31 protein-coding genes and 1 other RNA gene are annotated in these 25,726 nt (G+C 68.5%); 12 read left to right on the top strand and 20 right to left on the bottom strand.

The window, feature by feature from the left end:
• The first annotated feature begins 11 nt into the window (after window positions 1–11).
• Together hemH and hemG are read left to right on the top strand one after the other, a co-directional pair.
• The gene (gene hemH, locus MXB53_RS00710; protein WP_248895297.1) at window positions 12–1,058 is read left to right on the top strand and encodes a ferrochelatase; all 1,047 of its coding nucleotides are present in this window, start codon (window positions 12–14) and stop codon (window positions 1,056–1,058) included.
• Window positions 1,055–2,320 (top strand): protoporphyrinogen oxidase, encoded by a 1,266-nt coding sequence (gene hemG, locus MXB53_RS00705; protein WP_248895296.1) that lies wholly within the window; start codon window positions 1,055–1,057, stop codon window positions 2,318–2,320. The genes hemH and hemG overlap by 4 nt, the downstream gene beginning before the upstream one ends.
• Here the strand turns inward: hemG and hemE are convergent.
• The gene (gene hemE, locus MXB53_RS00700; RefSeq protein WP_248895295.1) at window positions 2,317–3,324 is read right to left on the bottom strand and encodes a uroporphyrinogen decarboxylase; all 1,008 of its coding nucleotides are present in this window, start codon (window positions 3,322–3,324) and stop codon (window positions 2,317–2,319) included. The genes hemG and hemE overlap by 4 nt on opposite strands.
• 144 nt (window positions 3,325–3,468) lie before the next feature.
• On the opposite strand from hemE, the gene MXB53_RS00695 reads away from it, so the two are divergent.
• On the top strand, window positions 3,469–3,606 hold the full coding sequence (locus MXB53_RS00695) for a DUF7837 family putative zinc-binding protein (RefSeq protein WP_248895294.1): 138 nt from the start codon (window positions 3,469–3,471) through the stop codon (window positions 3,604–3,606).
• Between the two features lie 72 nt (window positions 3,607–3,678).
• On the opposite strand, the gene MXB53_RS00690 is transcribed toward MXB53_RS00695, so the two are convergent.
• The gene (locus tag MXB53_RS00690) at window positions 3,679–4,002 is read right to left on the bottom strand and encodes a hypothetical protein (protein WP_248895293.1); all 324 of its coding nucleotides are present in this window, start codon (window positions 4,000–4,002) and stop codon (window positions 3,679–3,681) included.
• A 106-nt stretch (window positions 4,003–4,108) separates the two neighbouring features.
• Between MXB53_RS00690 and MXB53_RS00685 the strand changes: the two genes are divergently transcribed.
• Window positions 4,109–4,453 (top strand): hypothetical protein, encoded by a 345-nt coding sequence (locus tag MXB53_RS00685; RefSeq protein WP_248895292.1) that lies wholly within the window; start codon window positions 4,109–4,111, stop codon window positions 4,451–4,453.
• Here the strand turns inward: MXB53_RS00685 and MXB53_RS00680 are convergent.
• On the bottom strand, window positions 4,450–4,797 hold the full coding sequence (locus MXB53_RS00680; RefSeq protein ID WP_248895291.1) for a winged helix-turn-helix transcriptional regulator: 348 nt from the start codon (window positions 4,795–4,797) through the stop codon (window positions 4,450–4,452). The two genes, MXB53_RS00685 and MXB53_RS00680, sit on opposite strands and share 4 nt — an antisense overlap.
• A 214-nt stretch (window positions 4,798–5,011) precedes the next feature.
• Here MXB53_RS00680 and MXB53_RS00675 point away from each other — a divergent pair, with 214 nt between their 5' ends.
• Together MXB53_RS00675 and MXB53_RS00670 are read left to right on the top strand one after the other, a co-directional pair.
• Complete coding sequence (locus MXB53_RS00675) at window positions 5,012–5,428, top strand: DoxX family protein (RefSeq protein ID WP_248895290.1); 417 nt, start codon at window positions 5,012–5,014, stop codon at window positions 5,426–5,428.
• Between the two features lie 59 nt (window positions 5,429–5,487).
• On the top strand, window positions 5,488–6,591 hold the full coding sequence (locus tag MXB53_RS00670; RefSeq protein ID WP_248895289.1) for a DoxX family protein: 1,104 nt from the start codon (window positions 5,488–5,490) through the stop codon (window positions 6,589–6,591).
• 149 nt (window positions 6,592–6,740) lie between these two features.
• On the opposite strand, the gene MXB53_RS15565 is transcribed toward MXB53_RS00670, so the two are convergent.
• Window positions 6,741–7,340: a 2Fe-2S iron-sulfur cluster-binding protein gene (locus MXB53_RS15565; RefSeq protein ID WP_283102214.1), complete on the bottom strand. Its 600-nt coding sequence runs from the start codon at window positions 7,338–7,340 to the stop codon at window positions 6,741–6,743.
• An 81-nt stretch (window positions 7,341–7,421) separates the two neighbouring features.
• On the bottom strand, window positions 7,422–8,315 hold the full coding sequence (gene gnd, locus MXB53_RS00660; RefSeq protein WP_248895288.1) for a phosphogluconate dehydrogenase (NAD(+)-dependent, decarboxylating): 894 nt from the start codon (window positions 8,313–8,315) through the stop codon (window positions 7,422–7,424).
• An 81-nt stretch (window positions 8,316–8,396) separates the two neighbouring features.
• Between gnd and MXB53_RS00655 the strand changes: the two genes are divergently transcribed.
• The gene (locus MXB53_RS00655; protein WP_248895287.1) at window positions 8,397–9,497 is read left to right on the top strand and encodes an aminopeptidase; all 1,101 of its coding nucleotides are present in this window, start codon (window positions 8,397–8,399) and stop codon (window positions 9,495–9,497) included.
• Window positions 9,494–10,219: a glycerophosphodiester phosphodiesterase gene (locus tag MXB53_RS00650; protein WP_248895286.1), complete on the top strand. Its 726-nt coding sequence runs from the start codon at window positions 9,494–9,496 to the stop codon at window positions 10,217–10,219. The genes MXB53_RS00655 and MXB53_RS00650 overlap by 4 nt, the downstream gene beginning before the upstream one ends.
• Here the strand turns inward: MXB53_RS00650 and rnpB are convergent.
• Window positions 10,214–10,610: RNase P RNA component (gene rnpB / locus MXB53_RS00645), an RNA gene on the bottom strand. The genes MXB53_RS00650 and rnpB overlap by 6 nt on opposite strands.
• Before the next feature lie 110 nt (window positions 10,611–10,720).
• On the opposite strand from rnpB, the gene MXB53_RS00640 reads away from it, so the two are divergent.
• On the top strand, window positions 10,721–11,323 hold the full coding sequence (locus MXB53_RS00640; RefSeq protein ID WP_248895285.1) for a TIGR00296 family protein: 603 nt from the start codon (window positions 10,721–10,723) through the stop codon (window positions 11,321–11,323).
• Between the two features lie 77 nt (window positions 11,324–11,400).
• On the opposite strand, the gene MXB53_RS00635 is transcribed toward MXB53_RS00640, so the two are convergent.
• The 9 genes from MXB53_RS00635 to MXB53_RS00595 form a co-directional block, all read right to left on the bottom strand.
• On the bottom strand, window positions 11,401–12,549 hold the full coding sequence (locus MXB53_RS00635; protein WP_248895284.1) for a nicotinate phosphoribosyltransferase: 1,149 nt from the start codon (window positions 12,547–12,549) through the stop codon (window positions 11,401–11,403).
• 105 nt (window positions 12,550–12,654) lie between these two features.
• The gene (locus MXB53_RS00630; protein ID WP_248895283.1) at window positions 12,655–14,076 is read right to left on the bottom strand and encodes an Hvo_1808 family surface protein; all 1,422 of its coding nucleotides are present in this window, start codon (window positions 14,074–14,076) and stop codon (window positions 12,655–12,657) included.
• 57 nt (window positions 14,077–14,133) lie between these two features.
• Entirely contained in the window at window positions 14,134–15,702 is a 1,569-nt protein-coding gene (locus MXB53_RS00625; RefSeq protein WP_248895282.1) for an Hvo_1808 family surface protein, read from the bottom strand.
• Between the two features lie 65 nt (window positions 15,703–15,767).
• Window positions 15,768–16,022, bottom strand: coding sequence for a DUF3194 domain-containing protein (locus MXB53_RS00620; RefSeq protein ID WP_248895281.1), 255 nt, complete (start codon window positions 16,020–16,022; stop codon window positions 15,768–15,770).
• A gap of 7 nt (window positions 16,023–16,029) precedes the next feature.
• Complete coding sequence (locus MXB53_RS00615; RefSeq protein WP_248895280.1) at window positions 16,030–16,428, bottom strand: prefoldin subunit beta; 399 nt, start codon at window positions 16,426–16,428, stop codon at window positions 16,030–16,032.
• A 42-nt stretch (window positions 16,429–16,470) separates the two neighbouring features.
• Window positions 16,471–16,737 carry a KEOPS complex subunit Pcc1 gene (locus MXB53_RS00610; RefSeq protein ID WP_248895279.1) on the bottom strand — a complete coding sequence of 89 codons (267 nt, stop codon included), beginning with the start codon at window positions 16,735–16,737 and terminating at the stop codon, window positions 16,471–16,473.
• Between the two features lie 2 nt (window positions 16,738–16,739).
• Window positions 16,740–16,874: a DNA-directed RNA polymerase subunit P gene (locus MXB53_RS00605; protein WP_248895278.1), complete on the bottom strand. Its 135-nt coding sequence runs from the start codon at window positions 16,872–16,874 to the stop codon at window positions 16,740–16,742.
• Entirely contained in the window at window positions 16,871–17,152 is a 282-nt protein-coding gene (locus tag MXB53_RS00600; RefSeq protein WP_248895277.1) for an eL43 family ribosomal protein, read from the bottom strand. The genes MXB53_RS00605 and MXB53_RS00600 overlap by 4 nt, the downstream gene beginning before the upstream one ends.
• A 53-nt stretch (window positions 17,153–17,205) precedes the next feature.
• Window positions 17,206–17,925, bottom strand: coding sequence for a DUF2103 domain-containing protein (locus MXB53_RS00595; protein ID WP_248898047.1), 720 nt, complete (start codon window positions 17,923–17,925; stop codon window positions 17,206–17,208).
• 84 nt (window positions 17,926–18,009) lie between these two features.
• Between MXB53_RS00595 and MXB53_RS00590 the strand changes: the two genes are divergently transcribed.
• Window positions 18,010–19,356, top strand: coding sequence for a hypothetical protein (locus MXB53_RS00590; protein ID WP_248895276.1), 1,347 nt, complete (start codon window positions 18,010–18,012; stop codon window positions 19,354–19,356).
• An 18-nt stretch (window positions 19,357–19,374) separates the two neighbouring features.
• Here MXB53_RS00590 and truD read toward each other — a convergent pair whose 3' ends face one another.
• From truD to MXB53_RS00570, 4 genes are all read right to left on the bottom strand, one after another.
• Window positions 19,375–20,709 (bottom strand): tRNA pseudouridine(13) synthase TruD, encoded by a 1,335-nt coding sequence (gene truD, locus MXB53_RS00585; RefSeq protein ID WP_248895275.1) that lies wholly within the window; start codon window positions 20,707–20,709, stop codon window positions 19,375–19,377.
• A 71-nt stretch (window positions 20,710–20,780) separates the two neighbouring features.
• Window positions 20,781–21,119: a peptidyl-tRNA hydrolase Pth2 gene (gene pth2 / locus MXB53_RS00580; protein WP_248895274.1), complete on the bottom strand. Its 339-nt coding sequence runs from the start codon at window positions 21,117–21,119 to the stop codon at window positions 20,781–20,783.
• A gap of 149 nt (window positions 21,120–21,268) precedes the next feature.
• Complete coding sequence (locus MXB53_RS00575) at window positions 21,269–22,357, bottom strand: actin-like salactin (protein WP_248895273.1); 1,089 nt, start codon at window positions 22,355–22,357, stop codon at window positions 21,269–21,271.
• A 34-nt stretch (window positions 22,358–22,391) separates the two neighbouring features.
• Window positions 22,392–22,928, bottom strand: coding sequence for a FlaD/FlaE family flagellar protein (locus tag MXB53_RS00570; protein ID WP_248895272.1), 537 nt, complete (start codon window positions 22,926–22,928; stop codon window positions 22,392–22,394).
• Window positions 22,929–23,090: 162 nt separating this feature from the next.
• On the opposite strand from MXB53_RS00570, the gene MXB53_RS00565 reads away from it, so the two are divergent.
• Window positions 23,091–24,293, top strand: a complete 1,203-nt coding sequence (locus MXB53_RS00565) for a potassium channel family protein (RefSeq protein ID WP_248895271.1) — start codon at window positions 23,091–23,093, stop codon at window positions 24,291–24,293.
• Between the two features lie 29 nt (window positions 24,294–24,322).
• Here the strand turns inward: MXB53_RS00565 and MXB53_RS00560 are convergent, their stop codons facing one another.
• Complete coding sequence (locus MXB53_RS00560; protein WP_248895270.1) at window positions 24,323–24,622, bottom strand: DUF7536 family protein; 300 nt, start codon at window positions 24,620–24,622, stop codon at window positions 24,323–24,325.
• A gap of 118 nt (window positions 24,623–24,740) precedes the next feature.
• Between MXB53_RS00560 and MXB53_RS00555 the strand changes: the two genes are divergently transcribed.
• Complete coding sequence (locus MXB53_RS00555) at window positions 24,741–25,697, top strand: succinylglutamate desuccinylase/aspartoacylase family protein (RefSeq protein WP_248895269.1); 957 nt, start codon at window positions 24,741–24,743, stop codon at window positions 25,695–25,697.
• Window positions 25,698–25,726: the final 29 nt, after the last annotated feature.

Genomic DNA, 25,726 nt, shown 5'->3' with positions numbered 1-25,726 from the left:
CTAGGCGGAGTATGACCTCCGGCGTCGTCTTGCTCAACTTCGGCGAACCGACGGGGACGGACCGTGACACCGTCGTCGACTACCTCGAGCGCATCTTCTTTGCGAACGCGTCGATCGAGGGGGAGGCGACCGAGCGGGAGGCCCGAGAGCGGTCTCGCCAACTGGCCGAACGCCGCGCCCCCGGTCTTCTTGAGGAGTACGAGGAAGTCGGCGGCTCGCCGCTCATCGACCACGCCAGCGCGCAGGCGTCGCTGCTCGGCGACGAACTCGATCGCCGCGGCTACGACGTCGAAACCTATCACGGTATGCAGTACACGGCGCCGTTCATCACCGACGCGGTGGAGGCCGCCCGCGACGACGGCGTGGATCACCTGGTCGGCCTGCCCGTCTACCCCCTCTGTGGCCCCTCGACGACCGTCCAGTCGCTCGACGAACTCGACGAGGCGCTCGACGAGGTGGGATGGGACGTTCCCACCGACCGGCTCACCGGCTGGCACAAACACCCCGCGTACACCCGCACCCGCGTCGATAACATCCGATCGTTCGTCGAGGCGAACGACCTCTCGCTCGGCGGCGACACGCGCCTCGTCTTCTCCGCCCACGGCACGCCCCAGTACTATCTCGACGAAGGCAGCCGCTACGAGGAGTACGTCGAGGAGTTCTGTGACGTGGTGGCTGCGTCGCTCGGCGTCGACGACTACGCACTCGGCTACCAGAACCACGAGAACCGCGATGTGGACTGGACCGACCCCGACGTGGAGGATGTCATCGAAACCGTCGACGCCGAACGGGTCGTGGTCGAACCGGTGAGCTTCATGCACGAACAGAGCGAGACGCTCTCGGAGCTCGACATCGAACTCCGCGAGGAGGCCGAGGAGCGCGGGCTCGACTTCTACCGCGTGCCCATCCCCTACGACGACGAGCGGTTCATCGGCGCGCTCGCGGATCTGGTCGAACCCTTCGTCGCCGGCTACGACCCTGAATACGCCGGCCTCAGACAGTGTGAGTGTCGTGACGAACCCGGGACGATGTGTCTCAACGCCCCTCACGACGCATGAGGGTCGGCATCGTCGGCGCGGGGATCACGGGGCTCGCCCTCTCGCAGTATCTCCGCGAACGGGGCGTCGACTCCATCGCGTTCGAGGCGGCGTCGGAGCCGGGCGGCGTGATCCGCTCCAGTCGCGTCGACGGCCGCATCCTCGAACACGGCCCTCAGCGAACGCGCCTGACGCCGGCCATCGAGGAACTCGTCGAGGCGTGTGACCTCCGTTCGGCCCTGCGGACGGCGGACACCGACCTCCCGCTCTACGTCTACGCCGATGGCCGCCTCCGGCGGGTGCCGTTCTCGCCACGACAGTTCCTGACGACCGACCTGCTCTCGACCCGCGGGAAACTGCGGCTGCTCGCGGAGCCGCTGACCGAGGGCGCCCGCGACGACGAGACGGCGGGTGAGTACTTCACCCGGAAGTTCGGCCCCGAGACCTACCGCAACCTGGTCGAACCCCTGTTCGGCGGCATCTACGGGTCCGATCCGAAGGAGATGCCCGGCAAGTACGCCCTGCAGACGGTCCGTAAGATGGAGCGCTCGGGGAGCCTCGTCCGCGCCGTGGCCCACCGCGCGCTCACCGACGCCGAGCGCCCGCCGCCGGTGTCGTTCGACGACGGCATGGCCCAACTCCCCCGCGCACTGTACGAACGCAACGCCGACCGGGTGGAACTGGAGACGCCGGTCGAGGGGATCCACGCCGCCGGCGACGGCTATCGCCTCGACACTGCGGACGAAAGCGTCACCGTCGACAGCGTGGTCGTCACCACGCGTGCGGATGTGGCCGCCGGCTTACTGGAGTCGGTCGACGCCGAGAGCGCCCGCGCGCTCCGCCGTCTCTACTACAACCCGCTGGCGTACGTCCACCTCGTCTCGGACGCCGACCCGGACGGCTACGGCTATCAGGTCCGCCACGACGAATCCCTCGACACCCTCGGCGTGACGTGGAACGCCAGTCTGTTCGACCGCGACGGGGTCTACACCTGCTTCCTCGGCGGGATGCAGAACCCGGACCTGGTCGACCGCTCGGACCGCGAACTCGGTCGCATCGCTCGCGAGGAGTTCGAGGCGGTGATGGGCGCGTCGGCCGAGGTGTGCAACATCACGCGGCACCCCCGCGGCATGCCCGCCTACGACGGGTCGTGGACGGCGATGGAGGCGGTCGACCTCCCGGACGGTATCACGCTGGCGACCAACTACGCCGGCCGGATGGGCGTGCCCTCCCGCGTCAGGGAGGCGAAACGCCTCGCCGACGGGTTCGCCGAGGCGGCCTAGCGCTCGACCGATTTCGCCGTCTCGACGAACGCGCGCACGGACTCGACGGGCGTGTCCCGGTGGACGCCGTGGCCGAGATTGAGGATGTGGCCGCGCGGGCCGGCGGCGTCGATGACCTCACGCGTCTTCTCGCGAACGAACGACTGCTCCCCGAACAGATACTGCGGATCGAGATTCCCCTGTACCGGCCGGTCGCCGAGTTCGGCGCGCGCGTCGCCCATGTCGACGGTCCAGTCGAGGCTGACGACATCCGCACCAACGGCGTCGAGCTGGTCCAGTCGCCCGCCCATGTTGCGCACGAAGACGATGGATGGCACCGAGAGCCCGTCGAGGATTTCGCGGTGCAGCGGCAGGACGAACTCGCGGTAGTCCGCGGGCGACAGCACGCCCGCGTACGTGTCGAACAACTGCACCACGTCGGCGCCGTTGGCGGCCTGATACTCCAGATAGTCGCGCACGACGTCGGCGAAGGCCGAAAGGAGGGTGCGGAAGGCCTCGGGGTGGCGCGCGCGGAATCGTCGGACGGGGCCGTGGTTGCGCGAGGCACCGCCCGCGACGGCGTAGGACGCGAGGGTAAAGGGTCCGCCGGCGAATCCGATGATTGCGGTCTCGTCGCCCACCTCGTCGACCAGTTTCGTCAGCAGGTCGCCCACGAACGACAGATCGTCGGCGACATCGCCACGGGGGCGCTCCGCGTCGTCCGGCCCCTCGACCGGATTCTCGACGACCGGCCCGACGCCGCTCTCGATGTGGTAGTCGAACCCCAGCGGTTCGAGCACGGTCAGGATGTCGGAGAACATCACCAGTCCGTCCGGTTCGTACAGGTCCCACGGGAGGAGCGTGATGCGCTTGGCCACGTCGGGCGTCTCGATGGCCTCGCGGAAACTGTACTCGGCGCGGATCTCCCGGTACTCCGGGATGTGGCGCCCGGCCTGTCGCATCAACCAGACGGGCGGGCGGTCGGTTCGTTCGCCCCGAGCCGCGCGGACGAGGAGGTGCGTCATGGGGGGTGATTGGACTCCGGGTGGCTAAGTATTCGGATTCGATTCGGTCTGTGGTGGCGTGACGCCGCAGCCGTTGTTGTAATTTGGACAACTGTTTTTACCCCTGGACGACCGACGGTGGAGCGCTGCCACTGCCAGGTGCCGATGACCACCACGACCGACTCCCTCGGCTGCTGTCCGCGCTGTGGGGAGTCGATTCCGTCGGCGTGGACGCTCATCGAATACGAAACCGGCGTGTTCGCCGAGTGTCCCGCCTGCGAGGCGGTCGTCGACCCCGACTGACGCCGATCCCCCCTGTTTCCCGGCGTCGACGACCGGAACCGACGGTCTCCCGTACGAGGCTCGCGACGCCACTCACCGCCGAGCGCGACCGCGGTCGATCCCGTAGAGCGCCAGCGCGAGCACGCTCGTCGCCAGGCCGACGGCGACGTACAGGCCGAGTATTTCGCGCGGGGCTGTCACGATCGGTTCCCCCTTCACCCAGACGAGATACACTCGCGCGAGCGCCCCGCCGGCGAGGGCGGAGGCGAGAAATCCGGCGAAACTGATGACGCCGACGCAGATGGCCCACGCGACACACGCCGACCGGGTGCGGCCGAGTCGGGCAGCATCCCAGTACACGAGCGCCGAGAGGGCCGGTGACACGAGGAGACCGAGTACGGCGACGAGCGCAGTCATGGATGGGTCTCCGTCGATTCGGATATAAACGCTCCGCTGGGGTGATCGTGGCTCGACGCGATGAACGTCAGCAGCGTATTTGTGTCTCGATCACGTACCACACGGCATGGAACCCCGCCTCATCGACGGGGACAGTCCGTCGGGCATGGACATCACGCTCCTCGGTCTGATCGCCGTCATCGTCGGTGGCTATGGGCGGTCGCTTTCGGTCCCTGCCGGCACCGCGCCCGATCTGATCCGCTTTTTCTCCGTGCCGCCGGAGCGCACCTACCCGGCCGTGATGCCCCAGGACAAGGCGCTGTTGCTGTTGAACGATCCGTCCATCGCCCGGTCGCGGCAGACGACCGCCGAGACCGCCGTCTCGCTCGACGGCGTCTGGACGCTCGTGGCGCTCGTCGGCGTCATGCTGGTGATCGCCGGTCCGGTTCTCGTCTGGCTCGACCGCGACTAGGCCGGCGCCTCGAGTTCGCGATCGTCGTCCATCCACTCCTGGGCCCAGTCGCCGATGGCGTCGAACACCGGGCAGAGCGACTGCCCCTTCTCCGTCAGCGAGTAGTACGTGGCCACCGGGGCGTCCTCCTCCATCCGTCGGTCGACGAAGCCCATCTCCTGCAGGTCGTCGACGACTCGCGAGAGCGTCCGCGAACTCGCACCCGTCGACCGTTTGAGTTCGTTGAACCGTTTCTCCTCGCCCTGTAGGTCGTGGAGGACGGCCAGTCGCCACTGCGAACCGATCTGTTCGAGCGAGTCGATGACGTAACACGTCTCGGCCTCGTCGTTCGCTGGCGTCGTCATACCGACACCAGGACTCCCGTTTGGTTAGCAGTTCCGATCCGAATCAGGTAACGAAATGTTAGTTCTCCCGGTAACACTGTCGTCACCTGGTAACATAATTGGCAGATAACGTATATATCCGCGCGCCACATACCATCGATGCGATGACCGAACTGAGTACGATGTCGTCCGATGTATCGCTGTCAACGACCGCTGTGGCAACGGTGGTGGTCTGATGGTCTTCGACACTGCTGGCGCCGGCGCCGCCTTCCTCGTCGCGCGCGTGCTGTTCGGTGGCGTTTTCGCATTCACCGGCCTGAATCACTTTCTGGACGCGGAGAGCATGATCGGCTACGCGGACGCGAAAGGCGTCCCTGCGGCGTCGCTCGCGGTCCCCTTCTCCGGCGGTCTGCTCATCGCTGGCGGCCTCGGCATCATCCTCGGCGTCTATCCGACAGTGGCGGCTGGCGCCATCGCCGTCTTCCTCATCGTCTCGACGCCCAAGATGCACGACTTCTGGAACGCACCGCCGGATCAGAAACAGGGCGAGACCAACAACTTCCTGAAAAACGTCGCTCTCCTCGGTGGCGCGCTTGCGTTCCTCGTCTTCGCCAGCCAGGCGTGGCCGCTGGCGGCGAATCTCGGCCTGTAATCGGCTCCAGCCGCACCGAGGCTTTGCTTTTATGATCGCCGTGATGCATAGCTAGGCCAATGCACACCGACTGGTTGCGCCGCGCCACGACCGGCCTGTTCGCGGTCGTGCTGCTCGCGTCGCGTCCCGGGGCCGCACACGTCGACTACGTCACCGAAGACGACGGCTCGGGGTCGAGCGTCACCGAGTTTCTGATGGCCGTGTTTTCGGACCCGCTCAACGTCGCGCTGCTCGTTGCCGGCGCCGTCGGCGTCACCGTCGCCGCCCTCGGCTGGCTCCGCTACGGCGACCACATCGAGGACGTGACGGTCACGCGGCGCACCCTCCGCTCCTACCAGCCGTATCTGGGCTGGCTCCTCCGGCTCGCGACCGGCCTCCCGCTCATGGGCGCCGGCTTCGCCGGCTACTACTTCTCGCCCATCGTCACCGTCGAGGTACGCCTGATCCAGGTCACCATCGCCTTCTTCCTCCTGTTCGGGCTGGCGACGCGACTGGCCGCCCTCGCCGGCCTCGTCGCCTATCTCGTCGGCCTGGCGACGTATTTCCCGGCGCTCCTGCACAGTTCCGAATACATCGCCGGCTTCCTCGGCATCCTCGTCCTCGGTCCCGGACAGCCGAGTGCCGACCTCCTGCTCCGCCGGCTGGTCGTCACTGACGGCACCATCATGAGCCGGTTCCGTGACGTGACGACGCCCGCCGACCTCCTCACCCGATTCGGCGTCGAGAAAGGCGTCGCGCCGCTGCTCATCCGCCTCTTTCTCGGCTTCAACTTCGCCTATCTCGGCCTGGTCGAGAAGTGGCTCACCCCCGGCCGCGCGCTCCAGGTCGTCGACAAATACGATCTGACCGCCGTGGTGCCCGTCGCCCCCGAGATGTGGGTGTTCGGCGCGGGCCTCGGCGAACTCGTCGTGGGGCTGTGTATCCTCACGGGGACGTTCACCCGGAGCGCCGCCGGCGCGGGTTTCATCATCCTCACCACGACGCTGTTCGGCCTTCCCGACGACCCCGTGCTCGCTCACATCACGCTGTTCGGCCTCACGTCCGCCCTGCTCATCACGGGCAGTGGCCCGTTCGCCGTCGACCGGACGGTGATCCCCGCGCTCCGTGACCGAATCGGCCGTCGCTCTTCGGACGCGTCGGAGACGGCCACGCCGGCCGACTGATACAAGTTCGTGTGAGTCAGTACGGTGGGTCGCCAAGACGGATCGTTGGCCCACCGGAACGTACAACCGTCCGTCTGACGACGTGGCGCCGGTACTGCCGCTGTCGGATCGATACGTCGAAGAACTGGCCGAGTGTCGACGCGGGCGCGCTACGGCGCCTCGCCCGTCTCGATGGTGAAGTCGTCTCTCGGGTAGGCCACACAGGTCAGCGTGTAGCCCTCGTCGAGTTCGTTGTCGTCGAGCATCTGCTGGTCGTTGTGGACGACGTAGTCCTCGGCGTTCCCGCCCGAGGTGATCTGGCCGGCACACGAGACACACTGGCCCTGCCGGCAGGCGTAGGGCAGGTCCCAGCCCTGGTCCTCGCCGGCTTCGAGGACCGTCTCGTTTTCGGCGACTTCGATGGTGTCGCCCTCCTTGGCGTATTCGACCTCGAAGGTGTCTGCTTCGTCGTCGGAGAGCGTCCACGGCCCTTCCTCCTCGCTGGCCGCCGCACCGCCTTCGAGTTCGGCGCCTTCCGCTTCGCCGCCGCCGGCACCGGCCGCGACGGCGCCACCGCCGCCCGCGCCGATGGCCCGGTTCATCGGTTCCGGGAAGTCCGTCTCCGGCACCGACTCCGCTCGGCGCTCGAGCACTTCCTGTGAGATGTCGGTGGTGGGCGTCCATCCCGTCCCCTTCGACAGGTGGAGCACAACGGCGGTGAGCGTCAGGGCCACGCCGATGCTCAGCCCCACCAGATTTACCTCGACCATGCGCGGCGGTACGAACGTGGGGGTTAAGGGGATTGTGATTGCCGGCACGTGAGCCGGTTCGTCACCCTCTCGGCGGTCGGATCACTCCCGCCGAACGACTTCGTGACGCCCGAACCCGTAGCGCAGGCGGTTGGCCAGTCGGCGCGAGAATCGGTCGCGACGCGAGGCGAACCGCTCCGCGAGGGCGCCGTGGATCAGCGGCACCGGCACTTCCAGTTCCAGCGCTTCCTGAACCGTCCACGTACCCGTCGACCCGCCGGAGACGTGATCCGCCACGTCGCCCAGGTCGCTGCCTTCCTCGCGGAACGCCTCCTCGCAGAGTTCGAGCAGCCACGACCGGATGACGGCGCCGTTGTTCCAGGTCCGGGCGACGGCTTCGAGATCGAGGTCGTAGCGCCCCTCGTGGAGCAGTTCGAACCCCTCGCCGTAGGCCTGCATCAGCGCGTACTCCACGCCGTTGTGGACCATCTTCACGTAGTGGCCGGAGCCGGCGGCGCCCATCCGGTCGTGGCCCGCCGGCCCGGTGGCGACGGCGTCGAACACGGGCCGCATCGCCTCGTAGGCGTCCTCGGGGCCGCCGACCATGAGAGAGAAGCCCAGTTCGGCGCCCGCGGGACCGCCGCTCGTCCCACAGTCGAGGTAGGCGGCGTCGCAGTCTTGGGCCCGCCGGACGCTGTCCTCGAAATGGGAGTTGCCGCCGTCGACCACGATGTCGTCCTCGCCGAGATGCGGCGCCAGGTCGTCGAGCGCGGCGTCGACGGCGTCGCCCGCGGGCACCATCAGCCAGATGCGTTTCTCGGTGCCCAGTCGGTCACAGAGATCTTCGAGCGAGTCGGCCGGTTCGGCGCCGGCGTCGGCCGCCGTCGCCACCGCCTCCTCGCTGATGTCGAACGCGACCACGTCGTGGCCGGCCGCGAGCGTTCGTTCGACGACGATCTGCCCCATCCGCCCCAGTCCGATGACGCCCAGTTGCATGGTCCGGCCTGCGGCGCGCCGGGAGGTAGTGGTTGCGGTTCCCGGCGTGTGGCTTTTGCCCGTCGCCGCCGACGCTCGGCCATGGACGACCGCATCCGCGCCCACGCCGAGACGCTCGTGGACTGGAGCGCCCGCGTCGAATCCGGCGACGACGTGGTGGTGCGCGTCGCCGAGGGCGCCCACGACCTCGCCGTCGCCGTCGCGGCCGAACTCGGCGCTCGCGGCGCGAACCTCGTCGCCACCTACGGCGCCGACGAAGTGACCCGGGCCTATCTCCGCGCCCACGACGGCGACTTTGCGCCCGCCGACGCCGAACGTGCCCTCTACGACCGCGCCGACGTCTATCTCTCGCTCGGCGGCAGCCGCAACACCGCTGCCACGGCCGACGTGTCCGGCGAGACCCAGAGCGCCCACGCCCGGGCCCGGGAGGACGTACGCGAGGCCCGCATGGCGACCGACTGGGTGTCGACGGTCCACCCCACCCGGTCGCTCGCCCAGGCCGCCGGCATGTCCTACGAGGCCTACCGCGACTTCGTCTACGACGCCGTCCTCCGGGACTGGGAGGCCCTCGCCGCCGAGATGGCGCAGTTGAAGGACATCCTCGACGCCGGGAGCGAGGTCCGGCTCGTCGCCGAGGGGACGGACCTCACCATGTCCATCGCGAACCGAACCGCGGTCAACAGCGCCGCCTCCGTCGCCTACGACTCACACAACCTGCCGAGCGGCGAGGTGTTCACCGCGCCGACGGCGACGCAGGGCGAAGTGACCTTCGACGTGCCCATCACCGTGCGAGGGCGGCGCGTCCGCGACGCCCGCCTCGTCTTCGAGGACGGTGAGGTGGTCGACCACGCGGCCGCGGAGGGCGAAGACGCTCTCGCGGACCTCCTCGCCACCGACGACGGCGCGCGCCGTCTCGGCGAACTCGGCGTCGGGATGAACCGCGGCATCACCCGCGCGACGGACAACACGCTCTTCGACGAGAAGATGGGTGGAACCGTCCACCTCGCGCTCGGCCGCGCCTACGACGCCTGTCTCCCCGCGGGCGACACCGGCAACGACAGCGCCGTCCACGTCGACCTCATCACGCGCATGGACGAGGGGTCGCGGCTCGTGGTCGACGGCGAGACGATCCAGCGAAACGGCACGTTCCGGTGGGAGGACGGTTTCGACGCCGACGGATGACGGATCCGATGGTCATCGCCCACCGCGGATTCGCGGGCGTCACCCCCGAGAACACGATCAGGGCTGTCAACGCCGCCGCTCCCGACGCCGATATGGTCGAAATCGACGTCGTCGCCTGCGCGGACGGCACGCCGGTCGTCTTTCACGATCATCGACTCGGTGGCGAGAGCGGGAGTCGCGGCATCACCGACGGCCACGGCGCCGTCGCGGACCTGCCGCCCGAGACGGTGACCGCCGCGGAAGTCCTGGAGAGCGGCGAGACGGTGCCGACCTTCGACGACCTCCTCGACGCCACGGACGCGCCGCTCAACGTCGAACTCAAGCGTCCGGCAGCGGGGGACGACGCTCCCCGCGAGCGCTGGCAACCCTTCGTGGACCGAGTGCTCGACGCCATCGACGGCCGCGAGATTCGCCTCTCCTCGTTCCGTGAGGGGGCGCTCGCGGCGGTTCGGGAGCGTGATTCCACGGTCCCGCTCGCGCCCCTGTCTCGGGACGCGGCGACGGCTGCCGAACTCGCTGACTGGTACGACGCCGGTGCGGTCCACCTGTCGCGGTCGGCCGTCGACGAGGCGGTGGTCGAGGCCGCTCACGACGCCGGCCGAACGGTGGCCGTCTGGACCATCCGCACGCGGCGTCAGGCGGCCGACGCCGACGCGACGGGCGCCGATGAACTGATAACCGACTATCCACTACACCGGTGGCTCGGCGGGAAAAGCGGCTGAGAGGAGTAAGCCCCCTTCTGTTCGACCCGGCATTCGGCTGAGCGTCTACCTCCGCGTCCGGACTACCTTGACGAGGCGGACTTGCACCGGTGAGGATTCGCCGTTCCATCCGTTCTCGGTCGTTACGGGACCCGACGGGTCCCGAAGGCGCGCAGTAGCATCGCACGCCTCGGAGAGACGTGGTATCTCCCACGTGGCATCTCCCTGCCCTCGGTGGGTTAACTCCCCTCGCTTGCGCTCGGGTTCGCACACCTCATCGGTCGGACCGAGTGGTCTCGTTTCTGTTCCAGAGCCAGCCGTCTCCGACTCCGGGCTTGCGCCCGGTCACCTGTCCGGACGGTGGGGGGACTTTCCTCATGCCCGAAGGCACGGGGGCCGGGCTCTCTCTGCCGTCTAGCCGTAGTTCGGGCGCCCGAATAAGCCGTTCGGTCGCCCCGATCTATCACGATTCTCCCTGTCGGAAAGGAAGGGTTCAAGTCGATTCGGGGCCACGTACGCGGTATGTCCGAGGCGCAGACGCTACGGCTTTCTTACGACGATGGGGCCCGAGCGGTCGAACTGGCTCGTGAAGCCGTAGAGGCGTACGTGCTACAGGGGCAGCGGGAACAGCCGGGGAGCATGCGAGACGCCTTCTACGCCCGCACCGGAGCGTTCGTCCGCGTCACGTCGACCCGTGGCCGCGGCCGTCTCCGCGGCTGTGCCGGCGCGTATCGCGGCTCCGACCAGCTCGGTCACGCCATCGTCGACGCGGCCATCACTGCCGCCTCCGACGACTCCTGTGGTTCGGAGATCGAACCCCCCGAACTGGAGAGCCTCAACATCTCCATCTGTGTCGTCTGCAATCACGTCCTCACGAACGATCCGCTCGCGGACCTCGAACTCGGCACCCACGGCGTCGCCATCGACGCCGACGGCCAGCACGCCTGGATGTACCCCACCCTGCCGGTCGAGAACGACTGGAGCGAAGAGGAGTTCCTCACACACGCCTGCCGGAAAGCCAGCATCTCGCCGCTCGCCTGGCAGGACGAGGACACCATGATCACGCTGTTCGAAGGCCAGGTCTTCCGCGAGCGCCCCGGCGGCGGCAGCGTCGAAGAACTCTAATAGAGTGTCTCGGAAGTCACGGTAGATTCTCCGGAAGTCCCGATGCGAATCTACCGACAGTCACATACTCACTCTAGTTACTCGCCGAAGCCGACCCGCTCCGCGTCCGACAGCGCCCGTTCTGCCGCCGCGTCGATGTCGAATTCGCGAACGATCTCTCCATCCCGCAGCAGCGGTTCGAGCAGCGGTTCGCCGTCGCTCGGCCCCGCCCGATCCGCGAGACCGACGTGGTGACCGCCGTTCGGCGTCCGGTACACCTGTTTCGTCCCCGACAACTTCCCGCGCTTGGCCGCCGGCTCGCCGTCGACTTCCACGATGTCGAGTGCGAAATCCACCGGGTCGGCGTTGGAGACGTAGCCCCCGACGCCGAACCCGTCGACCACGTCTCGGAGCGCCCGCAGTTGGGCCGGGTCGAGGCCGCCGCTTGCGAACAGGTCCACATCGCCGACGCCGCGGGCGTCGAGTTCCCAGCGCACTTCGCGCAGGATGTGTCGGAAGTCGCCGCGTCGCGACCCCGTCGTGTCGAGGCGAACGCTATCCAGGTCGTCCCCCAGCGTCTCCACCGCACGGAGCGCCTCGTCGACTTCGTCGGTGTAGGTGTCACAGAGCGCCACACGGGGTACCTCGGGATCGGTCGCGTCGTCGAAGGCCTGCCACGCCGCCTCCTGGTTTCCGCGACCGAAACAGATCAACAGGGCGTGGGGCATCGTGCCGCCCGCCTCCCGGTCCAGCACCTCGCCGGCGGCGACGTGCGAGAAGCCGTCGAGGCCGCCGACCAGCGCGCTCCGTTCGACCACCGCCGCGATAGAGGGGTGGACGTGTCGCGCGCCGAAGGAGAGGACGGTCGACTCGGGGGCGGCCCGCCGCGCCTCCAGCGCTGCCGTCGCCATCCCGCTTGCGTGCGAGAGGAAGCCGAGCAACGAAGTTTCCAGCCGGGCGAACTCCAGATACGGCCCCTCGATGCGGAGGACCGGTCCGCCGTCGAACAGGTGCCCCTCTCGCATCGCGTCGACGTCCACCGCGTACCCCTCCAGCAGGGCGGCGGCGTCTTTCACGCCGGCGAAGAGTTCGAACTCGCCGTCCGGGAACTGATCGGCCGTCACCTCGGCGACGACCGTCGGATTGCGGTCGGCGTGTCGGAGCGTCCGCTCCGTCTGGAGGAAGTAGGCGTCGGTCGCCGTCCCGTCGCGGATCGACTCGGGTCCGACGATGTCGAACGGTGGCATCGCCCTCGCGTTCGCTCCCCCCGGTGAAAAACCCGTTCGTTCGGTCGATCGTGTCGAAGAGGTTTCCTCTTCATCCGCCCCGGTCCATATCAACGTGCGGCGGTCTCAGCCCGCGTGAACCCCGCCGAGTTCCGCGACCGTCGGCGCGTTCACCACCGTCACCGTCGTCCCGTTCCGGGTGACGCGGAAGGCGTCGGCGTAGGGGCCGGCGGGCACGACGAGGACGTTGCCCTCGCGTCGCTCGGCCCCTCGGCGCGTTCGCAGGAGGCGACGGTACGCGATGGCGAAGGCCGCGGCGTCGCCCTCCGTCGCCCACTCCGTCCGGAAGACGTAGCCGTACGCGCCGTCGCCGTTCCGGTAGGGGACGATCCGGTCGCCGACCCACCCCGTCGACGTCGAGTGGGTGTAGTTGTACGCGCGGTACGGACGCGTCGTCTGCTGTAAGTGGAACGTCTCGACTTCACCGTTCGCCCAGAGTGTGGCGAACACCGACGCTTCGCCGACCGTCTCCCCCGCGGGCGAGCGCTCGAACCGCTCCCAGTCGTCGGTCGATCGGTCCGGAATCCGCACCGTTGTTGCCGACCAGTCGGGGTAGCGTTCGGGGTGGATCACCTGGCTCGTACTGGTCGGCGGGTCGTCGTAGGCGGCGTTCACCGCGGCCCACCCGTCGCGCTGCCGGAGGCGGTGGACGAACGCCGGCCCGTCGCTGTAGGGCTGGTAGGCCGCGACGTAGACGCCCATGTCGTCGCCGAGCGATCCACCTGGGCCGGCCGGGGGGCGTGCCACGCACGACCAGTCCCCACTACATCGCTGCTCGTATCGCTCCGCGACGTAGCCCGCGTCGCCCTCGATCAACCCCTGCCGAGCGAGTCGGGTGTCGCGCGTGAGGTTTTCCCGATCGAACACCGCGCCGAACTGCTGGTCCTGCAGCGCGTGGACGAGTTCGTGGGCGAGCGTCTGCCGGTCGATGGTCGGCTGTGCTGTCTCGCTCACCAGGACGATGCGGTCCTCGCTCGGCACGTACGAGCCCTGCACCGACTCGCCGTACAGCGACCTGAACACCTCGGCGACCGAGCGGTCCTCGCCGACCAGGAGGAGCGCCTCCCACACCTGCTCGTCCCACGCCGTCGCGGTCACGTTCTCCTCGGTCCGGTACGCCGTGCGCGACACCACCTCGACCGGGACCGTCGACTCGAACTCCAGTCCCCGGAGTCGTTCGACCCGAGCCATCGTCCGCGCGACGAGGGCCGACCGCTCGCTCTCGTTCAGTCCGTTCGAGGCGTTGATCGCCAGTGGCTCGTCGTACCAGTAGCCGGCCTCCCAGCCGAGGCGGTCCGCCGCCGGATCGCCGAAGTCGGCGGGCGAGGGATCGGGCGTCGTGGCCGTCGGCGTCGCTGTCGCCGGTTCCGTCGCTGTCGACGCCGTCTCCGTCGGCGTCGGCGTCGCCGTTTCCCGTTCCGTCATCGCGCCGCCGCCACAGCCCGCGAGGACGACGAGGAGCGCCAGGAGCAGGGACGCGCCACGCATGTCGTCGGTGTCGGCGTCGGTGCGTGAAAAGGATGCCGTCGGCGTCGGTGTCCGCCGTCAGGCGCGTCGTCGGGCGAGGACGGCGACCGCACCGATGACGGCGAGGATGGCCGTCAGCGCACCGAATCCGGGGGCTTCGAGCCCCGTCGAGCCGTCGGTCGGTTCACCCGGCGCGGCCGTCGCCGTCGAGCCACCGCTACTGTTGCCATCCGCCGCCTCGGCCGGTCGGATCTGTCTCACCGCCGTCGGCGTCGGCCCGTTGACGATCGTGACGCGCGTGCCGTCGCGGTCGATGCGGAAGGCGTCGGCGAACTCGCCGTTCGGAATCACGTGCGTGCCGTTCCGTTCGGTCGCGTCGTGCGCGTCGAGGATGGCGCGGTAGGCCTCGACGAACTGTGTGGCGTCGCGCTCGCTGTCCCACTCGGTCACCCAGACGTAGCCGTACTGCGTCTCGCCCGCTGCGGTCCGCTGGTACGGGAACACCCGGTCGTTCCCCCACCCCGCCGACGGCTCCGCGTCGTAGTTGTACATGTCGTACTCGCCGCTCGTCCGGAACAGCGAGTTCGCCAGGTTGCGGTTCGCGCCGGATGTCCGTGCCTGATACCAGAACATGACGTACATCGACGCCTCGCCCACGGTGTCGGAGCCGTTCTCACCCTGGGCGGGGAACGTCTCCCATCCCTCGCGGGCGCGGTCCTCGAACGCTATCGGCGTCGGCTCCGCGTCCGTCTGGTGGATGATCTGTTCGGTCGACTCCGGCGGATCCGCGAACGCCGCGTCCACGGCGTCCCAGCCCCCCTCCTGATACAGGTCGTGGATGTACGCTGGCCCGTCGGAGTAGGGGTGGAGCAGCGTCAGGAGGATGCCGAGATTTGGCGGCTGGCCCGCTCCGTCGCCGTCGCTCGGCGTCGAGACGCACTCCCACTCGACGCCACACCGATCGGTGTACTGCGCCTCGATGTAGTTGGCTTCCCCCTCGACGACGCCGTCGGTCGCGAGGTCGGCGTCCTGTGTCTCTGCGCTGCTGATCCGCTCGCCCAGGTCCCCGCTCTGATCCTGGAGCGCGTGGACGAGTTCGTGGACCAGCGTCGCGTTGTCTATCGTCGGACTGTCCGGCGAGTCGGTGATGATCCGGATGCGGTCGTCACTGGGTGCGTAGAAGCCGGCGGTCGTCTGGCCGGTCGCTCCCTGGAGGGCGGAGTTCGCCCCTTGGTCCTCGCCGATGACGAACAGCGCCTCCCACACCTGGTCGTTCCACGCGTCGTACGACGCGTTGCTGGTGGCGTTTTCGCTGGATCGCTGCTGGAACTCCGACCGCGAGAGCACTTCCACCGGCACCTCGCTCTCGAACTCCTCTTGCCGGAGATATTCGACGCGGGCCATCGCTCTCGCGACGTAGGCGTCCACTTCTTCGTCGGTGAGGCCGTCCGACTGGTTGATGTCGATCGATTCGTCGTGCCAGTACCCCCCTTCCCAGCCGATGACGTCCTCGTCAGGGTCGTCGCGCTGGGGAGCGACCTGCTGGCCGGTGTCGATGGCTGCTGGCTGTTGACCCGTTGCCACCGCCGGACCGACCGACGATAGGACGATCAGTACGGCGAAAACGACGGCTACCCCGTTTCGCATACCCCCCGTTAGGAATCGGTACGGAAGTACCTTGCCCGGTGGCGTCGCGGGTGACCGCCTCCGTGCTACGCTTCGCGTTCGAAAAGATCCGCGACTGCGTCGTGGGCCGCCTCCACTGCTTCGTCGGCGACCGCTTCCGGATCCGTCTCCGCGTCCGGGACGTGCAGATACACGTCGACATCGAGGACGCCGTCCTCGAAGGTGACCGTCACGTCGAGATCGCGCACGTCTGATTGGCGGTACTGCGCGAAGACCACGCCCTCGGCGGCCTCGGCGGCCGTCTGGACGACGGTTTCGTCGTCAGGAGCGTCGTCGGGCACGGCGCCCTCAGTCGCCGCCGGCGCCGCCCGGTCCCATCGGGCCGCCGCCGGCGCCGCCGGCGCCGCCCTGAAGCATCTGCTGCAGTTCCTCCTGGAGGGACTCGAACTGCTCCTGAACGCGCTCTTCTTGCTTGGTCAGCTGCTCGACGCGGACTTCCAGGTTCTCGACCTTCTCTTCGAGGTCCTCGTAGGCGTCCTCGTAGTCCGTCTCGACGAGCAGTTCGCCGACCTCGCGGTACATGACGGTGTCCTCGTCGATGTCTTCGAGGGCTTCGAGCGCCGTCTGGGACTCGTTGAGCGTCGTCTCAGACTGCTGTTTCTGTGCGGCGACCTGCTGGGCCGTCTCCTGAAGGTCCTGCAGTTCTTCGAGCTTTTCTTGGGCTTCCGGCGGCAGATTTCCTTGCATGAACGGATGGAGGTGATCCGGAGTGAAAAAGCCCCGTATTCCTTACTCGCCGCCCGTCGCCGCCACCGTCTCGGCAACGTCGAGCAGTCGCGTCCACGTGTTCGCCCCTGCGCGGAGGGCAACGAGGTCGGCCGCGCCGATCCGCACCCGGACCTGCTTGCCGTCGCGGTCGACCCGCGCCGCCGATCGGGCGTCGTCGATCTCGCCCACCTCGACCCGGACGCTCCGCTCGACGATCCGTGCCCGGCGCTCGTCGGCGTAGTCGAACTGCAGAGAGAGACGGTGTGGCGCGTCGTCCGAATCGGCCACGACTACTCGACGTCGACTTCCTTGACCGTCGGTGCGCGCTCTTTCAGGAGCACGCGGTGGCCGCAGTACGGGCAGCGGACGCCGCCGTACTCGTCGAGTTCGACGTCGCGCTTACACCGCGAACATTTGTAGCTCATTCCTCGGAATCGTCTTCGTCAGTCGCGAGCGCCGCGCGGATCGATCGTTTGACCGTCCGCCCACCGGGCGTCTCCGGGCGGTACGCGCCGCCCGTGAACACTTCGCCCGTTTCCTCGTTTTCCCACACGCCGGTGCCGATCCGGGTGACGCTGTCCCCGTCGACCGTCGCGCTCTCCATGTCCCCTTCGATCTCTTTGACGCGGCGGCGGGCGACGCGCCCGTATCGCGCGCCGAACCGACCCGCGCTCCCGGTACTGCGTGCCTTGTTCTCGGCCATAGTACCGTTTGATACCGTCACCGAACGGATAAACCCTGCGAGTCACGGCGCGGTCACTGGAGATCCGCAGTCGCCAGCGCGTCGTTCAGGTCGTCCCGGACGCGCTCGCCCGTCTCGCGGTTCATCGCCGTCGTGACGATGCGGTTCTCCTGCACGCTCGATCCGTCGCGCAGGAGCAGGCGGACGTTGCCGTTGCCGTCGGCCCGCGTCACCTTCGCCCGCAGTCCCGACTGCGACCCCGTCCCGCTGGCGTCGATCGGGCCCGGGACGATCTTTTTGACGTGCGGGTGTTCGGCCACCGTCGAGATGGCCTTCCGCCCGTCCCGGCCGCCGATCAGCGTCGTGTGCCGCCCGCCGAGCTTCTCCTTCGGCGGCGTCTCCACCACCTCCAGCGCCCGCTCGCCACGCCGGTCGAGCACCGCCGCCACGGGGTCCTCGCCCGGGACGCGGTAGAACTCGTAGTGGGTATCGGCCCGCACCGCCCGGATGATCTCGCGGTCGCCCGCCGCGAACACCGTCTCCGGGCGCTTGCGCCGGATCTCGTCGCCGATCAGCCCGGCGAAGTTGCGCCGCTCGATCACCCGGTTTCGGCCCTCCGTCTCCGGGCGGGTGGTGATCGCTGTCTCCCCGAGAATCGTCTCCTCGTCGAGCATCGTCAACGTCGCTCGGTCCTCGGCCACGTCGAGCACGACGGCGTCGCAGTTGCCGGTGTGACAGACCAGGCAGTAGTCACCCGGGCGATCGAGCGGGGAGCCACACCGCCGGCAGTCCATGTTCGATCGCAGGCGGTCGCGTGGGATAAGTTCGTCCTTCGTCGCGACACAATCTTCTTTGGTGATCGATGACACACGTCGTGTATGGTCCCCCGCAGCCACCTCCCCCGCGTACTCGTGGGTGTGCTCCTCGTCGGGGCGCTCGTTTCGGTTGCCGCGGGCCCGACGGCGGCCAGCCCTCGTCCTATCTCCGTCTGTGCCCCCTGTGACCGCGGCTTCGTCTCCGCCGCCCACGGCCACGACGTCGATGTCCGCATCGAACGCAGTACCGCCACGATGCGCGTCCACCGGAACGGAAGCGCGACGTGGACCGTCGAGAACCGCCTCGACGCGGCCGCCGCGTCGGCGTTTCGGCAAAACGAGACGCTCCGACGGGCCGTCGCGCGCGAGGCGGTCGGCGTCCACGACGGAACGTTGCTGTCGACGAGGATGGCCGACGATACGCTCCGGATGCGCTACCGGACGCCCGACGCCGCAGCCCGGGCCCCCGGTGGCGTCCTCCGGGTCGAACAGTTCCGCGACTCCAGTCTGCGGACGTACACCGACCTCGGTGCCGATCGTCTGACCCTCGTCGCCCCACCGGGGATGGTCGTCGACCGAGGACTTCCCGGTGCGAACGTCTCGAGTCGTCGGATGACGGTTACCGACTTCGACAGCGAGGGCGACGGACCCTTCGTGACGCTCGTCCCCGAGGGGGCGCTGGCCGGACCGCTGTGGAGCCTCCTCGCGATCGCCCTCCCGATCGGATCGGTCGTGGCACGGAACGCGCTCCTGCTGGTTGCCGTTCCGTCGCTCCTGTTCGCCGGCGGCCTCCGCGCCGTCGCGTGGGCGGTTTCGACCACCGACCTCGACGGTGAGGCCCTCACCAACCGCCCCGCGCTCGTCGTCGTCGCGCTCGCCCTCGTTCTGGCCGCCCACCCGCTGTACGGCGATCTCGCCTTCGTCGGGACCTCACCGTCGCTGTTCGCGGTCGCCGTGGGTGCCGCGGCGCTCGGCGGCGCACTCGCCCGTCCCGCCGTTCGTGAGCGGCTTTCGGTCGGCCGTCTCGCTGCCATCGTCGGGTTGGCGTTCGCCGTCGCCGCCGGGACCGCCCTCGCGTTGCAGGCGCTCCCGCTCGGAGACCTCTCACCCCGCGCCGACGCCACCCCCGCTCGACTCGTCCTGCCGGCGCTCCCCGTCTACACGGCCGCACTCGTCGGCTACGCGGCCGACACGGACCGCCTCCGGTGGTCGCTGGTGCTCGCCGCCGGCGCGTTCGCGCTCGTCCCGCTCACGACGTTCTCCGTCGCCTCACAGGGCGGGTCGCTCTACTTCCTCGGCGTCGCGCTGGTCACGTTCGGAGCCCTCGCCGGCGTCGTCGCGAGCGTTCCGCTGTTCCTGTTGGGGTACGGGTTGCCGGACGCCGCGCAACGGGACGGACGGGCACACTGAGCGGGATTCGGACCCCTGTCACAGATCCCGCGGGTCCACTTGCAGATACTCCCGGAGGACGGCCGTCGCGTACGACCCTCGCGGCAGCGAGAACGAGAGCGTCAGCGGCTCTCGCGCCACCGACAGGGTCGTCGCCACGAGGATCTCCCGGCGCGTCCCCGTCGAATCGAAGTTCCCGGGGAGGTCGAAATCGCCCGGTTCGAGGTCCAGGTCGTCGAGCACCGCGCGCTCGATGTCACCGGGGTCGCCGTCGCCGAGCGTCGTCTCCGTGCCGACGAGCGGCGCGGTGACGAACGCCCGCCCGCGCTCGCAGTGGCGGGTGATCACGTCCACTCGATCTTCGGTCACGCGCTGGAGGCGGTCGGTGTCGGTCAGCGTCACGCCTTCGGGTGCGTCAGTATCGGCGAAACAGACGACGTCGCCGGCGACGGGACGGTCGAACGGCAGGCCGCGACGCAGTCGTTCCGAGAGCATGCGGTTGAACGCGTAGGACTGCGCCGCGTTGACGAACAGGCGCTGGAGGTTCCACGGCACCGTCTCCAGCGCGGCGCGGAAATCGTCCGGCGTCGTTCCTCCCGTTTCGACCAGTTTGTGAAGCATCGACCGCTCGTAGCCGAGGTGGCCGGGCATCGCGTCGAGCGCGGCCTGCCAGTCGGGATCGTCGCTCGCGGCCACCGCCGCGACGCGGGATCTGGCCTCCTGGGTCCGCTCCGGTTCCGTCTCCGCGGGGTTGGCGACGTACGTCAGGACAGCCTCGCGCCACTCCTCGCGGGCGATGCACAGGCCGACCTCGTGGGTGACGGGTCGCTGGCTGCCGAACCGTTGGTGGCCGAAGACGTTCGGCACGGCGACGCTCCCACCGCCGAACGCTTCGAGCGCGTCGGTGATGGTGTCGACTCGATCCGGCCGTTCCGGGTCGCGAACCCGAATCTCGAAGGCGTTGCCGGCCAGGTCGCCGAACTCCAGGTTGCGTCCGATCCGACCGATGGCGTCGATGTCGGCGTTCCGCAGGTCCGGTAGGTCGGCGGCGTCCACGCCGCGAATCGAGAACAGTTGCGTCGTGACCGCGTGTTTGTCCTTGGTGCCGGCCCAGGAGATTCGCTCGCGACTGATCCCGAGGGCGTCCGAGAGCGCGCCCGCGAAGTCGTTGGTGTCCCACTCGGTGAGCGTCGCCCGCACCAACAGATGTGGGTACGGCGCCGGATCGGCGTCGAGCGGTTCCGGGTCGAACGTCTCTAGCTCCCGCACGCGGAAATCCTCGGGGTCCTCGCGCAGGCGCCCGCCGACGCCGGGGCCGTCGCTCACGTAGTACTCGATGCCGACCTGCCGTTCCAGTGGGTGTGCCTCGCGCATTCGGTGTCGATGGAGTCGTTCGCCGCCATCACGGGTGATCCTATCGGTTCATACTGCCGGGCCGCCCTCGATCAGTACAGCGAGAGGTCGCCCGTGATCCGATCCACCGCCTCGTCCTCGGCCGGGCCGACGGCCAGCGTCGTCACCGTTCCCGGATCGAGTTGGGTGTGCCCCGCGTCTCGGACGATGGCGTGCGGCAGCCCCGCGCGCTCGGCCGCGTCGGCCAGCTCGAACAGTTCGGACTCGCCGCTCGCTTTCAACACGACTTTCTTCTGTCCTCCACCCTTCCACGCCCGTCTAGTCTGCTGACTGGCGTCCTCGTAGGCCGACAGCGAGGCGTGGGCGACCTGCGCCGCGAGCTTTCCCTGTCCCATCCCGAGGTCGGTCCGCGCGACGATGGCCTGCTTCATACCCGTCGACTGGTCCGGCCGGGCCAAAGCGTCGTCGGTCCGGGTCAGAGGGAGTATCGCACCTGTCTGGAGATTCTTGCCGGACCGTCCCGGCGACCCACCGGTACTGACTTCCAATAAACGGCTCTGCTGACTTCCGATAGTTCCTCTCAGTACGCGTCGGCGTCGACGAGGCGGGCGGCGATGCGCTGTGCGCCCACCGCTGCCGACAGGGAGGGGTCGTCCGGCGCCACCACGTCAACGTCGCGTTCGAGTTCGTCGCTCAACCGCTCCTCGAACTCCTCGACGATGCCCGGGATGCACGTCATCCCGCCCGTGAGCACGATGGGTCGGTCGAGCGCCAACTGGTACACCTTGATGTAGTCGTTGGCGAGGTCAGGGAGGAAGGCGTTGGCCACCTCCTCGACGGCTTCGTCGACGTACTCGTCGACGGCGTCCATGACGCTCCGTTCGATGGTGAACTCGTGTGAGCCACCGCCGGGTTGCTGGATGATGTCCGTGAACGGCTCGAAATCCACGAAGTCGGCGTGCTCTTCCTTGTACTCTCGAGCGGTCGTCGTGTCGATGTTCACGCGTCCCTGGGTCTCCTCCTCGACGTAGTTGGCGATGCGGCGGTCCACCTCGTTGCCGGTGACGGCGCCGGTGGTGAACGGGATGAGTTGCTCACCGCGCCGGTAGGCCGACGCTTCGAGGTTCGTCGATCCCATGTTCACGGTGACGAAGATGTCGTCGATGGCTTCGAGGTCCGCGCCGAGGGCAGGGACTGCGCCACACAGCGATTCGGGGTAGCTTCGGATCAGCGTCTCGCCGATCGAACTCCCCTCGATGACCGATTCGAGGTTCGACAGGCCACGTTCGTTGTCGATGGTCGGGATGGCGTACACCACGGCGCTGTCCGTGGGCACGTCGTTGGCCTCGATGACCGATTCGAAAAACGTCGCCGTCAACTCGGCGGCGTCTTCGTCCTCCGGGAGCCCCGACCGGAGCGTGTACTGCACTCGGTCGGGATACTCCCGGGCCGCCTCCTCGCCGTAGAGGACTTTCTCCTCGCCCGTGATGGCGTCCTCGTAGGTGGCGAGACAGGTCAGCGTCTTCACCGTCCGTAGGCCGCCGTCCTCCGGAATCGCGATGACGGTTCGGGTGCTCCCGAGTTTGACGCCGATGGGCGTCGGTTCGTCGCCCTCGTTGGCTACCGCTTCAGCTTCGTCTTCGTCGCTCCCCGCGTCCGAGTCACTCATACGCAACCCGGTTCTCTCGGACGTGGTAAATAACTCACTCCCCGATTATCAGCGCTGCGAGTCGTGCGATGTATCGGAGGCTCACCTGGTGATCTGCGGTGTCGAGTTCGTTGTCCTCGTTCGCCCGCGACACCTCCAGTTCCGCGAGAGATGCATCGAGTTCGGCGGCGGCGTCCTCGCCGATCCAGTCGACCCGTTCGTACAGCGCTACTGCGTCATCCACGGACTCGCGGCCGGCCTGCAAGCACAGAAACTCCAGCCACTCGAACACGAGCCGCTCGGCCGCCGGCGACGCCGGCAGGGTGGGCAGATACGGTCGCTCGACGGTGCCGGCCGCCTGATCGAGGTTCGCGAGAGCACGCCGCACTGCCGCCTCGAACGCGACGGTCGCCGCCGGGCGGGCCGATTCCGCCTCGAACGCGTCGACCGCTGGCTCGAACTCACCCGGCCAGTCCGCTGGCTCGATTGCGGCCTCGAAGCCTCCCGGCCATGGGACTGCGCGACCCGGCGATTCGCTGCCGCTCACCGCCCGGAGTTCGTCCACGTCGTAGTTTCGCGGGTCGATGGCCATCGAACGCCCGGACGTACGCCGCCTGGGAAGGTAAGCGTTCCCGCCGCTCCGAAGTGGCCGTCTGTACGTCCGCGCACGTGATCGTGGGACTGCGTGTGCAACCGAAACCAACCGCTCCCCTCGCCCGGTGGCTTTTATCCCTCCGGCGGTCCGAGGGGGAGTATGGATCCGGGGGACGTCGAGTACGAACCGGTCAGCGTGAAGAACGTCCTCGTCGAGATGAAGGACACGGCCGAACTCCTCATCGATCTCTCGTATTCGGCCGTGCTCCACGGGAGCGACGAGGTGGCGGCCGAGGTGCTCGAACTCGAAGAGCGGATGGACGTGTTGCAGCTACAGGCGCGGATGAGCCTCCTGATGGCGGCTCGAAGCCCGGAGGACGCCGAGGGGCTGGCCCCCGTTCTCGGCGTCGTCGGCGCCGCCGAGAAGATCAGCGACGCCGCGGGCGACATCGCGAAGATCGTCCTCCAAGACATCGGCGTCCCCGAAGCGATGCGCGCGGCGATCCCGGAGGCGGTCGAAACCGTCGTCCGGGGACAGATCGATTCCGCGTCGGACTACGCCGGCCGGACGCTCGGCGATCTCAACCTGGAGACCGAAACGGGCGTGCGCGTCATCGCGCTCCGCCGGGCGGGCGACTGGGTCGCCAACCCCGACCGCGACACCACGCTCGATGCGGACGATGTCGTCCTCCTTCGGGGCACCGAAACCGCGCTCTCCCCGGTGTATGAAACCGTCACCGGCGACACCTACACCCCGCCCGATTCGGTGCCGTCCTCCATCGACGACCTGGACCGCGCGGTCGACTCCATCGTCCTGATGAAAAACATGAGCGAACTCGCGGTCGACCTGGCCTACGGGTCGGTGCTGTTCGACAGCGAAGGGGTGGCCGAGGAGGTGGTCGAACTCGAAGCCGAGGTCGACGCCCTGAAATCGCGGTTCGAGGCGTGGGTGTTGCGCGCCGCCGGACGGGTGGAAGACCCCATCACGCTCCGCGGGCTGGTCCATCTCGCGAGCGCGACCGAGGTCATCAGCGACGCTGCCTTGGAGATCAGCGAGGGCGTCCTCCGTGGCCTCGATACGCATCCCGTCGTCGCCGCCGCGGTCGAGGAGTCGGACGAGGTGATCGTCCGCGTCGGCGTCCGGGCCGGCAGCCATCTCGCCGGCGCCTCGCTCGGCGAACTGGAGGTCAAAACCGAGACGGGGATGCGCGTCATCGCGGTGCGGCGGGGCGACGGCGACTGGGTCGTCTCGCCCGGTCCACGGACGACCGTCCATCCCGGAGACGTGCTCATCGCCAAGGGCACCCGCGCCGGGGCGACGCGACTCGCCGAACTGACGGGCGACGAGGACCCCTTCGACTAACGGGAGGCGCTTCTGATCGCCAGTCGGCCCTACTCTCCCTGCTGGCGGCCGACGAGTCGGTACGCCGTCGCGGCCGTCAGGAGCGTCGTCACGAGCAGCGCCGTCGCCGACGCGAGAACGACGCTCAAGAGGAGATACCAGCCCTCGGGGCCGACCACGGGGTAGGACTGCGTGCCGGCGACGGGCCCGATCAACTCGAAGACGCGCACGAGATAGCCGAGGCCGGCGAGGACCACGCCGGCGACGGCGCCGATGGTCGCGTTGCGCCGCACCCGCAGGGCGTCGAGCAGGCCGGCCACCGGCGGCCGGTCGGGTGTGTCGTCGCTCACGCTCGGCTCATCGGGACCGACCGCCAAAGCCTCGTCGTTGTGTGTCGGTACGCGGGCGTTCGGTCTGGTGTCGCTCCCGACCGAATCGCTCAAAGGGGATGAGTTCGTGGGTCGAACAATGACTTCGGTGGGAAGCGCGGACGCGTCGCCGGGAACGACCGACACCGGCCGTCTCGAAGTCGGCGAGACACGGGACGGGAGTACGTTCGGGCTGCCGGTCGCGGTCGTGGAGGGCGCCCGCGATGGGAAGACGCTCTATATCCAGGCGGCCAGTGACGGCGACGAGCTCAACGGCGTCGGCGTGGTGCAACGCGTCGTTCCGCGCCTCGACCCCGACGAACTCGCCGGCACGGTGATCGTCGTCGGCATCGTCAACTACCACGCCTTCCAGGTGGCCGAACACCGCAACCCCATCGACGATACGAAGATGAATCGGGCGTACCCCGGCGACGAAACCGGCACGTCGAGCGAGCGCATCGCCGCCGCGACCTACGATGTCGCCCGGAACGCCGACCTCATTCTCGACCTCCATCAGGGATCGACCAGTCGGATGATCGACGAGGTACGGGTGCGGTGTGGCCGCCGACACCGCCTCCACTCCGAGTGTCTGGACCTCGCGAAGACGTTCGGCTGTGGCCACATCCTCGACCAGAAGGGGCCGGACGGCCAACTCGCCCGCGTCGCGCCCGCCGACGGCACGCCCGCCATCGATCCCGAACTCGGCGGTGCCGTCGGGTGGGACGAGGAGAGCATCGCCACCGGCGTCGAAGGCGTGTTCAACGTGTTGCAGGGGTACGGCTTCCTCGACGGTGATCCCGACATCACGGACCAGACGCGCGCCAAGTCGTTCGACCAGTACGGCTCGCCGGTCGGCGGCCTCGTCCGGTTCAAACACGACCTCGGCGACCGGGTGAGCGCCGACGAGATCCTGTTCGAGGTGACCGACACCTTCGGCGAACTGAAGGCCCGGGTCACCGCCGACAACGACGGCATCTTCTGGCGGAGTCGCCGCCTCCCGCAGGTCGCAAGCGGGGAGTACGTCTGCTCCGTCGGCAAGAACGTGGACACCTACTGATGCGGTTTATTGTAAGTCAGAGGGATTAT

It is taken from the genome of Haloplanus sp. XH21, assembly GCF_023276355.1.
In the GTDB taxonomy this organism is placed as follows: Archaea; Halobacteriota; Halobacteria; order Halobacteriales; family Haloferacaceae; genus Haloplanus; species Haloplanus halobius.
Note: the sequence above shows the minus strand (reverse complement) of the source record. Positions and strands in the feature narration are given on the sequence as shown.

Excerpts from the sequence above, each read along its gene's own strand:
- MXB53_RS00600 (WP_248895277.1), bottom strand. The coding sequence starts at position 17,152 with ATGGCCGAGAACAAGGCACGCAGTACCGGGAGCGCGGGTCGGTTCGGC.
- MXB53_RS00650 (WP_248895286.1), top strand. The coding sequence starts at position 9,494 with ATGACGGATCCGATGGTCATCGCCCACCGCGGATTCGCGGGCGTCACC.
- MXB53_RS00675 (WP_248895290.1), top strand. The coding sequence starts at position 5,012 with ATGGTCTTCGACACTGCTGGCGCCGGCGCCGCCTTCCTCGTCGCGCGC.
- MXB53_RS00695 (WP_248895294.1), top strand. The coding sequence starts at position 3,469 with ATGACCACCACGACCGACTCCCTCGGCTGCTGTCCGCGCTGTGGGGAG.
- MXB53_RS00615 (WP_248895280.1), bottom strand. The coding sequence starts at position 16,428 with ATGCAAGGAAATCTGCCGCCGGAAGCCCAAGAAAAGCTCGAAGAACTG.
- MXB53_RS00590 (WP_248895276.1), top strand. The coding sequence starts at position 18,010 with ATGGTCCCCCGCAGCCACCTCCCCCGCGTACTCGTGGGTGTGCTCCTC.
- MXB53_RS00680 (WP_248895291.1), bottom strand. The coding sequence starts at position 4,797 with ATGACGACGCCAGCGAACGACGAGGCCGAGACGTGTTACGTCATCGAC.
- hemH (WP_248895297.1), top strand. The coding sequence starts at position 12 with ATGACCTCCGGCGTCGTCTTGCTCAACTTCGGCGAACCGACGGGGACG.
- MXB53_RS00685 (WP_248895292.1), top strand. The coding sequence starts at position 4,109 with ATGGAACCCCGCCTCATCGACGGGGACAGTCCGTCGGGCATGGACATC.
- MXB53_RS00635 (WP_248895284.1), bottom strand. The coding sequence starts at position 12,549 with ATGCCACCGTTCGACATCGTCGGACCCGAGTCGATCCGCGACGGGACG.
- pth2 (WP_248895274.1), bottom strand. The coding sequence starts at position 21,119 with ATGAAGCAGGCCATCGTCGCGCGGACCGACCTCGGGATGGGACAGGGA.
- truD (WP_248895275.1), bottom strand. The coding sequence starts at position 20,709 with ATGCGCGAGGCACACCCACTGGAACGGCAGGTCGGCATCGAGTACTAC.
- hemE (WP_248895295.1), bottom strand. The coding sequence starts at position 3,324 with ATGACGCACCTCCTCGTCCGCGCGGCTCGGGGCGAACGAACCGACCGC.
- MXB53_RS00570 (WP_248895272.1), bottom strand. The coding sequence starts at position 22,928 with ATGGCCATCGACCCGCGAAACTACGACGTGGACGAACTCCGGGCGGTG.
- MXB53_RS00630 (WP_248895283.1), bottom strand. The coding sequence starts at position 14,076 with ATGCGTGGCGCGTCCCTGCTCCTGGCGCTCCTCGTCGTCCTCGCGGGC.
- gnd (WP_248895288.1), bottom strand. The coding sequence starts at position 8,315 with ATGCAACTGGGCGTCATCGGACTGGGGCGGATGGGGCAGATCGTCGTC.
- MXB53_RS15565 (WP_283102214.1), bottom strand. The coding sequence starts at position 7,340 with ATGGTCGAGGTAAATCTGGTGGGGCTGAGCATCGGCGTGGCCCTGACG.
- MXB53_RS00625 (WP_248895282.1), bottom strand. The coding sequence starts at position 15,702 with ATGCGAAACGGGGTAGCCGTCGTTTTCGCCGTACTGATCGTCCTATCG.
- MXB53_RS00655 (WP_248895287.1), top strand. The coding sequence starts at position 8,397 with ATGGACGACCGCATCCGCGCCCACGCCGAGACGCTCGTGGACTGGAGC.
- MXB53_RS00690 (WP_248895293.1), bottom strand. The coding sequence starts at position 4,002 with ATGACTGCGCTCGTCGCCGTACTCGGTCTCCTCGTGTCACCGGCCCTC.
- MXB53_RS00565 (WP_248895271.1), top strand. The coding sequence starts at position 23,091 with ATGGATCCGGGGGACGTCGAGTACGAACCGGTCAGCGTGAAGAACGTC.
- MXB53_RS00555 (WP_248895269.1), top strand. The coding sequence starts at position 24,741 with ATGACTTCGGTGGGAAGCGCGGACGCGTCGCCGGGAACGACCGACACC.
- MXB53_RS00595 (WP_248898047.1), bottom strand. The coding sequence starts at position 17,925 with ATGGACTGCCGGCGGTGTGGCTCCCCGCTCGATCGCCCGGGTGACTAC.
- MXB53_RS00575 (WP_248895273.1), bottom strand. The coding sequence starts at position 22,357 with ATGAGTGACTCGGACGCGGGGAGCGACGAAGACGAAGCTGAAGCGGTA.
- MXB53_RS00640 (WP_248895285.1), top strand. The coding sequence starts at position 10,721 with ATGTCCGAGGCGCAGACGCTACGGCTTTCTTACGACGATGGGGCCCGA.
- MXB53_RS00670 (WP_248895289.1), top strand. The coding sequence starts at position 5,488 with ATGCACACCGACTGGTTGCGCCGCGCCACGACCGGCCTGTTCGCGGTC.
- MXB53_RS00605 (WP_248895278.1), bottom strand. The coding sequence starts at position 16,874 with ATGAGCTACAAATGTTCGCGGTGTAAGCGCGACGTCGAACTCGACGAG.
- hemG (WP_248895296.1), top strand. The coding sequence starts at position 1,055 with ATGAGGGTCGGCATCGTCGGCGCGGGGATCACGGGGCTCGCCCTCTCG.